At 34.1% G+C, this 8,184-nt stretch carries 8 protein-coding genes and 2 pseudogenes; 6 read left to right on the top strand and 4 right to left on the bottom strand.

What is annotated here, in order from left to right; genetic code table 11:
- The 3 genes and pseudogenes from Wcon_RS06950 to Wcon_RS06935 form a co-directional block, all read right to left on the bottom strand.
- A pseudogene (locus tag Wcon_RS06950) lies at positions 1-593 on the bottom strand (transposase); the annotation flags it as partial.
- A 463-nt stretch (positions 594-1,056) separates the two neighbouring features.
- The gene (locus Wcon_RS06940; RefSeq protein ID WP_237350096.1) at positions 1,057-1,392 is read right to left on the bottom strand and encodes a hypothetical protein; all 336 of its coding nucleotides are present in this window, start codon (positions 1,390-1,392) and stop codon (positions 1,057-1,059) included.
- A gap of 14 nt (positions 1,393-1,406) precedes the next feature.
- On the bottom strand, positions 1,407-1,691 hold the full coding sequence (locus Wcon_RS06935) for a hypothetical protein (RefSeq protein WP_114517692.1): 285 nt from the start codon (positions 1,689-1,691) through the stop codon (positions 1,407-1,409).
- A gap of 137 nt (positions 1,692-1,828) precedes the next feature.
- Between Wcon_RS06935 and purM the strand changes: the two genes are divergently transcribed.
- Entirely contained in the window at positions 1,829-2,866 is a 1,038-nt protein-coding gene (purM, locus tag Wcon_RS06930) for a phosphoribosylformylglycinamidine cyclo-ligase (protein WP_114517691.1), read from the top strand.
- On the opposite strand, the gene purC is transcribed toward purM, so the two are convergent.
- Positions 2,863-3,585, bottom strand: a complete 723-nt coding sequence (gene purC, locus Wcon_RS06925; RefSeq protein ID WP_114517690.1) for a phosphoribosylaminoimidazolesuccinocarboxamide synthase — start codon at positions 3,583-3,585, stop codon at positions 2,863-2,865. The genes purM and purC overlap by 4 nt on opposite strands.
- A gap of 65 nt (positions 3,586-3,650) precedes the next feature.
- Here purC and trmD point away from each other — a divergent pair, with 65 nt between their 5' ends.
- The 5 genes and pseudogenes from trmD to Wcon_RS06900 all read left to right on the top strand — a co-directional run bounded on the left by trmD (position 3,651) and on the right by Wcon_RS06900 (position 8,156).
- Positions 3,651-4,349, top strand: coding sequence for a tRNA (guanosine(37)-N1)-methyltransferase TrmD (gene trmD, locus Wcon_RS06920; protein WP_114517689.1), 699 nt, complete (start codon positions 3,651-3,653; stop codon positions 4,347-4,349).
- Positions 4,346-4,723, top strand: a complete 378-nt coding sequence (gene rplS, locus Wcon_RS06915) for a 50S ribosomal protein L19 (protein ID WP_047759546.1) — start codon at positions 4,346-4,348, stop codon at positions 4,721-4,723. The genes trmD and rplS overlap by 4 nt, the downstream gene beginning before the upstream one ends.
- 221 nt (positions 4,724-4,944) lie before the next feature.
- Positions 4,945-6,195 carry a phosphate ABC transporter permease PstA gene (pstA, locus tag Wcon_RS06910; RefSeq protein WP_114517688.1) on the top strand — a complete coding sequence of 417 codons (1,251 nt, stop codon included), beginning with the start codon at positions 4,945-4,947 and terminating at the stop codon, positions 6,193-6,195.
- Complete coding sequence (locus tag Wcon_RS06905; RefSeq protein WP_114517687.1) at positions 6,192-6,989, top strand: phosphoribosylformylglycinamidine synthase subunit PurQ; 798 nt, start codon at positions 6,192-6,194, stop codon at positions 6,987-6,989. Before pstA ends, Wcon_RS06905 begins: the two co-directional genes overlap by 4 nt.
- 315 nt (positions 6,990-7,304) lie before the next feature.
- A pseudogene (locus Wcon_RS06900) lies at positions 7,305-8,156 on the top strand (IS630 family transposase).
- Positions 8,157-8,184 lie beyond the last annotated feature (28 nt).

Raw genomic sequence — 8,184 nt, 5'->3', positions numbered from 1 at the left:
GGCAGATATAAAATTTCTGCACCAACCCCTTTAGCAAGTTCGGTAATCTTATTAGACTTATGAAAAGTAGCATTATCAAAGTTTGTCCAGATCGGTGTCAGAAATTGCTCAAACCATTTATTAACATATTGCAGTGGCCTTCAAAGATTAACGGAGCAACTATTTTTCTTCCACTTAAGGCTGCAACCATGCTGATTCCAGATTTTAGGGCTGTCCTTTCTGGCAATATCCATAGGGATAGTCTTCGGTATTATCAATACCAGATTCATCTATATATACTAAGTTTTGAGGTTCTTTTGTCGCTATAACCCTTACAAATTGAGCTCGCTTTTCCTCATTTCTTTCTTTGTATCCGTAAGTCTTGTGAATCCTATATTTTTAAGTGCTCGATTGTCTACTAATATTGCACCAGCATCTCTGACTGAGTTTTGCCACCTTGCAAATGCATTCCAGTCGGTAATTTTATGGTTATAGCCCACGTTTTTGACTGAAAATCTCCCGTTTTCTCACGTCTTTTCTTCCACTCATATAAAGTTGTTTTTCCGATCTTAAATCTCTTGGCAATAGTTTTCTCCTTCATCCAACGCTTCCATTACCTTTTTCCTTACGTCATAACTATTTACCTTCACTACTATAAATCCATATCTTACTCTTTTTCGACTATTATGAGTAGGGCTATAGTTATAGCAAAAGAAAGTAAGAAAATTGTATGTACTTCCTTTGCTAACGGTAAATGACATGACTTTAGGATTTTTAAAGAGTCGATGTTATCAAGTTTTAGCTGATAGGGGTATGCAAAAGTTTCATAAAAATGTTCAACTCCCTCATAGGAGATCAAAAAAGCACCCTTTACCAAAAGACAAAAAAGCAGAGAATTTTCTAGCCAAAGAGTTGTAGTTATTGGTTTACTTAAGCGATTTAAAATAATTTCAGACAGGTATAGAAATAGACGAAGGCGTTTCGGTTTACGGTTTTGCCTCTTTCTATAATTTTGAGCTGCTTCCTTAGGTTATGCAAGAAGTCTATTGAGTGCTTTTCATAAGATACGAAGTCGTTTCAAGTTATAGTTAAATCTATCCTCAGCGAATTGCTTTCGCAAGTACAATTGATTTCAGTATTATAATGCTCTAACAGCAAAGAAGTCATATAGATACTAATGTCTTTTGTATCTAAGTCAATATCATTTTTTTTTGTTAATTTATTCACTAATGATTTGCTTATTGGCTTATGTTCATTTAGAATTTTTATAGTTAATAGTGTTTTATCTTCTGTTTGACTCAGTAGAATAGAGACTAGCTCAACTTCTGCTACTGCACTGGCTATAGTTATCACCATATTGGAGATTATCTTATTTATTCTTTCAATTAAGTCTTCTGTAGGGCATTCACTTATCTTCCACTTAAGCTTTACTTTTTTTTTAATAAATAATTTTCTATATTGGATTTAGTCTTATCAAAGCTGCAATTATCTGATGAAGAAGAATATGCTTGCTTCATAACTTTATATTTATATATTAAGTCGTCAGAACTTTCTTTAAGCAATGACAATGCTCCCTTTTGTATATTAGCATTGTTTTCATCTACTACTTCAAGTTCTTCTAAGCCAAACATTATTCCATTCATAGAGTTAGCGAAATCGTGAAGCATTCGTCCTGATAACAGCTCCGTTATTAACAGTATGTTTTTATTCATTGGATAAAAGTATAAATGATTTAAGTTAACCCTATATTGGTAGGCACGTAGTAGTCAATTTAAGAGAAAGTTTCGTTGTATTTTTTGTGTCAAAGCATTAATGTAGTATTAATAATTGTGAGATTTATAAAAGAACTATGAGTACTTATACTAAATCAGGGATAGATCTAAAACTATATAATGAGCTGATAAAAAAAGTTAAACCTATTATTGAAAAGACTAAAGGAGAAGAAGTAATTAGCGAAGTAGGGTCATTTTCTGCATTGTTTGATTTTTCTACACTGAGTAAGAAGTACGACCATCCAGTGCTCGTTTCCTCAACTGATGGAGTGGGAACAAAATTGTTAATAGCTCAAGAAGTGAATAAGCATGATACTATAGGTATAGATTTAGTTGCAATGTGTGTAAATGACTTACTTGCACAAGGAGCAACGCCTTTATTTTTTCTTGATTACTTTGCAACAGGCATTTTGACCAAGGACGTTTTGTTATCTGTGATCCAGGGCATTGCAGAGGGGTGCAAACAAGCTAAAATAGCATTGGTTGGTGGAGAAACTGCGGAAATGCCTGGAATGTATGGTAATAATCACTATGACCTTGCAGGATTTGTAGTTGGTGTAGTTGATAAAAGCAAAATTCTTCCAAAATGTGATGCTATGAAGGAAGGTGACTATATAGTCGGCTTAGAGTCAAATGGAATTCATTCAAATGGGTTTTCTTTGGTGCGCCATATTTTCAAAAGCTTAAGTATAAATTATAATGATATATCTCCATGGAATAATAAATCTTGGGGTGCAATACTACTTGAATCAACAAAAATATATGTTGATTCTTTGTTGCCTATTATGCCAAAGGTAAAAGGCATTGCACATATAACAGGTGGTGGCTTAATAGATAATATTCCGCGGATTCTTCCAAAAAACTTATTTGCAAACATAGACATTAACTCCTGGAAATGGCCAGATATATTTTTATGGCTGGAAGAAGAAGGCAAAATAGAAAAGAAAGAAATGCTAAAAACATTTAATTGTGGCATTGGTATGGTATTGATCATAGATCCTGAAAATATAGAAAATGTGAAAAATTATTTTCAAGGATGTGGAGAAAGAATTGAAATTATTGGAAAACTTGATGAGGCATGTAATCCTCTATCTGATAGAGTGGTATTTAGTTAATCTAACTTTACTGACAGTCTTTTTGCAACTTCTAGATACACTTTCTTTAAATCTCCTAAATTCAAACGAAAGACGTCTTTATCTAGCTTTTTATAAGTATTTTTATCCCATAACCTGCAGTTATCAGGGCTAATTTCATCAGCTAAAATGATTTTAGTACTGTCATTTATTAATCTGCCAAATTCTAATTTGAGATCAACTAAAGATATACTTGCGTTTGAAAATAGGTGGACTAAAACTTCGTTGATTTTTAAAGTTGTAGTTTTAACTTCATCCATTTCTTTGCTAGATAGCCAATTAAAGTACAGTATGTGATTTTCATTCACCATTGGGTCGGCTAGGTCATCATTTTTGTAAAAAAATTCGATTATAGGAGTTGTAAGCACCTCACCTTTTTTGATATTAAAACGTTTGCAAAAGCTGCCAGCTGCAATATTTCTAACTACTACCTCAATAGGTATTATCTTGAGCTTTTTAACTAGCTGTTCTCTTTTGTTTAGAGTTTTTATAAAGTGCGTGCTAATTCCTGCTTCTTCAAGCTTTTTCATGATAAAAGCACTAACATGATTATTAATTATTCCTTTACCCTCAATGATTTCATATTTTTCCTTGTTGAACGCTGTAACATCATCTTTAAAGTGCTGTATGACAGTTAACGAGTCTTCAGTTGCTATAATGGATTTTGCTTTACCTTCGTAAATGATTTTATTCGATGACATGATTAATTTAGCTGTATACTATAAGATAATATCAAATTGCTACTTAGTTTACTACAAATTTGCTAATGACATTTAGTGTTACAGTGTTAACCATATTTCCAGAAATGTTCCCCGGGTTTTTGAACTATTCTCTTGCCGGAAAAGCGTTAGAAAAAAAAATATGGAACCTTGAAGTAATAAGTATTCGTTCTTTTGCAAAAGATAAACATTCAACTGTGGATGATATTCCATATGGAGGTGGAGCAGGAATGGTTATGCGTCCTGATGTGGTTGGCGATGCAGTTAATAACGTGCTTTCTGTTCATAAAAATACTAGATTTATTTATATGACTCCATCTGGCACAAAATTTAATCAGAATATTGCCAGAGAATTATTAGAGTTTCCTCATATAACAATATTGTGTGGTCGATTTGAAGGTATTGACCAAAGAATAATTGATGTATATACTCCTTATGAGTTAAGTATTGGAGATTATATACTTTCAGGAGGTGAGCCGGCTGCAATGGTAGTTCTTGATACATGCGTTAGGCTTCTTCCAGGTGTAGTAAGTAATTCCGATAGCGTTACTGAAGAAAGTTTTAGTTATAGTGGTGGTATGCTTGAATATCCTCAATATACTAGACCTGAGCAGTGGAATGGGTATAAAGTTCCTGAGGTTCTATTGTCTGGCAATCATAGAAAAATAAATGATTGGAGGCAGGAGCAATCTTATGTTATAACAAAGAAGCGTCGACCCGAGTTGTTGAATGGAGATGATAAATGACAAATTTGCTTGAGAAATTTAATGAGCAGCAAATGCAAATACTAACTAAAGAGCTGCCGGTCTTTCGTCCTGGTGATGATTTGAAGGTCACTTTTAAAGTAGTTGACGGTGCAAGTGAACGTATACAGATATTTGAAGGCGTGTGCATTTCACAAAGAAACCGCGGATTACACTCTTCTTTTTCAGTTAGAAAGGTAAGTCATGGAGAAAGTATAGTATCACAATTTTTTGTTTACTCTCCTGCATTGATTTCAGTACAAGTGATAAGAAAGGGAAAGGTCCGTAGAGCAAAATTGTATTATCTGTGCAAGCTGTTTGGGAAAGCTGCAAGGGTCAAAGAACGTACTACTTATGTTAAAAAGAAATCTAAGTAGATACAATAGGGAGTGATGTCAATTGTGTCATTCCAGTGCATGACACTGGGATCTGCCTTATTCTATATCATGGATGTTATTTTTAGCATGTAGGCTGTTACCTGATTTGTAGATATTTTTATGACTGGATTCCAGTGTCAGCTACTATGCATGACATCAATGGTTATTAAACTGGACGTTTGTACATCTATGGGCTTGACGATAGGATCCAGGAAAAATAAATGAGTATAAAGAAAAAATTCCTTAAATTGCTTCAGTCAAGGCGTGTGCACGCTCGTATAAAAAGGAAAAATGAAAAGAACAGAATGTTACGCTTTTGCTCTTTCACGGCACTAGTTATCTCACTTGGCTGCCCTATATGTATATTGTTAAGTATATTAGTTAACTCCTATAGCGCCTTAACAGTAACGAAAATTTTATTGCCAATTGAAATAAGTGCTGATCTTACTTTAACGAATAATCCTGGTGATTTGCGATATAAGTCCATTATCCTACTCAATAATTCTTTACATAAAGTGTTTGAAGGAATTGACTTTAAAGACAGTGACGAAATTTTAAGTCGTAACTCTTACAAGGAGCTAGAGAAGTTTTTTCTTAAGAGAGTAAAAAATAGTGGTGAATATGAGATTTGGTTTACCGCATCGAGTGTGATCAATTCAGTATATAAAAATAAATGTTTGAATGATCGTTATGCTAAATTACTTGATTGCTTGAAAGAAAAGGGGAGAGTAAGAAAATTTTTTAATAAGTCTCTATTTCTCAAGTCTGATTCTCGTGAGCCCGAGAATGCAGGGATTTTAGGGGCATTTATCGGTTCATTAATGACAATTGTAGTGTGCTTAGTATTGGCACTACCAATAGGAATTATGTCGGGCGTCTGTCTTTATGAATTTATGCCTAAAAATAGGCTAATAACTAGTATTGTAGAAATTAGCATGAACAACCTTGCTGCAGTGCCTTCGATAATATTTGGTGTAGTAGGACTGACTCTCTACCTTGGCATATTTGAGCTACCCCGTTCTTCACCGCTTGTTGGTGGGATGACTCTTTCATTTATGATGCTGCCTAATATTATCATTGCAACAAAAAATGCCTTTACAAACGTTCCTATTGCAATAAAAGATGCAGCTTTTGCTCTTGGAGCACCTCACGTCAAGGTAATATTGGATCACTCTTTGCCGATTGCGTTACCAAGGATAATACATGGTGCTGTGCTTGCAATTGCAAGGATTTTAGGAGAGTCTTCCCCTTTACTTATGATAGGTATGGTAGCATTTATTGCTGATACACCTACATCCTTCTTCGATCCAGCAACTGTTCTACCTGTACAAATATATATATGGTCAAGTAGTCCTGAAATTGCATTTATTGAACTTGCTGCCATTGCAATTATAGCTTTGTTGTTAATGCTATTTGCTTTGAATTTAATAGCAAATTTTGTAAAAAGAAAGTTCGAGTTTTTTGATTCATGAAAGTTATTGTTTTATCTGGTTATGGCTTAAATTGTGAAAAAGAAACTGCATTTGCATTTATGGAATGTAGCAGAAAACTTGATATCAGCAATGTAGAAGTAAAAATTGTTCACATTAATGAGGTTATAAATAATCCAGATAAACTAAAATCAAGCAATGTACTTGCAATTCCAGGAGGTTTTTCCTACGGTGATGACACTGGTGCTGGCAATGCATTTGCTTTGCGTATTAAGAACAACTTGTTAGACGAATTTCAAGATTTCTTATCTCAGGATAAGCTTATTATAGGAATATGTAATGGTTGCCAGATATTAGTAAAATTAGTTCCAGAATTCTCTAATCTAGCTTTAATTCCTAATGATATAGGTAATTATCAATGCTGTTGGGTTAGAGTGAAAGTTAATCCACAAAGTAATTCTGTTTGGCTACAGGGTCTGAATGAACTATATCTTCCTGTTGCTCATGGAGAAGGCAGGTTTTTTATGGATCAAGATATTTTAAATCAATTGGTTGAAAATAATTCCTTTGCACTGCGTTACGTTGATGAAAATGGTGACTATGCAAATTTACAATTTCCTTACAATCCAAACGGATCTACATATGATCTGGCAGCTTTGTCAGACAAAAGTGGTAGAGTGCTAGCTTTAATGCCTCACCCAGAGAGGGGAATGTTTTTCACTCAGCAAGATAACTGGCCGTTTGAAAAGGAAAAGTACAAACGCTTAGGTGTTGCTGTGCCAAAATATGGTGATGGGATGCTTGTATTTGAAAATGCACTAAGGTATTTTTGTTAAAATTGATTTGTAGGGATTTATAATCGATTCTGATATTGCAAAAAGCCACTTGACGGACCTTGCTATTTCTCTTACCGTAGCAGTAAGGGTATTTATGATCCATTGTTTTTGACCTGTAGGCTCAATCACAAAATTCAGTAAAAAACTCAGGGTATTTATTGGCGGATTACATAAAATTATAGCGGCTGTATGTCTTTTTTATTTTTTCTACATTCAACCAAATCACGCTTAAAATAAGCATTAGCACATTATTATAGCTCTTTTCATAATAGTACAAACGAGGTAAAATAAGATTTTATAGTAGTGAAGGTAAGTATGCCAGCAGCATATAGTTATGATTTAAGAAAAAAAGCAATGGAATCACTAGAAGAAGGAGAAAGCAGAGAAGCAGTGGCAGCAAGATTTAAAATTGGAAGAACTACGTTATGGGAGTGGCAGCAAAGAAAAAAGAAACAGGAGATTTTCAGTCAAAAAAACTTGGAAATGGAGGTTATAATCACAAAATTACTGACTGGAATAAATTTACTGAATTTGCTAAAAAATATGGTGGAAAAACTCTATCGGAAATGGCTAAGCTTTGGAGCAATGTTAGTATCCCAACGATTCATCGAGCTCTTAAAAAAATTGGACTCACACGCAAAAAAAGACATATGGATACAAAGAAAGGGACGAAGAAAAACGCGCTGAATTTTTGAAAATTATAGCAACAAAAGAACCTCAAAACTTAGTTTATATAGATGAGTCTGGCATTGATAACACCGAGGACTACCCTTATGGATATTGCCAGAAGGGACAGAGGTTTTATGCTCTAAAATCTGGTAAAAAAATTCAACGAATCAGTATGATTGCAGCCTTAAACGGCAGGAAAATAGTTGTTCCGTTAACATTTGAAGGCCACTGTAATATGTTAATAAATGGTTTGAGCAGTTTCTGACACCGATTTTGAAACCTGGACAAACTGTTATCCTTGATAATGCTACTTTTCATAAGTCTAATAAGATTACTGAATTTGCTAAAGGAGTTGGCGCAGAAATTTTATATCTACCGCCTTATTCTCCCGATTTTAACAAAATTGAGCATCATTGGTTTGCTATAAAAAACAGAGCTAGGAAAAACATCCCTCTATTCACATCTTTTCGTCATGCTGTTGATTCCGCTTTTCTATAAGCTTTTCGGACTATTATGAAAAGAGCTA

It is taken from the genome of Wolbachia endosymbiont of Cylisticus convexus (assembly GCF_003344345.1).
Note: the sequence above shows the minus strand (reverse complement) of the source record. Positions and strands in the feature narration are given on the sequence as shown.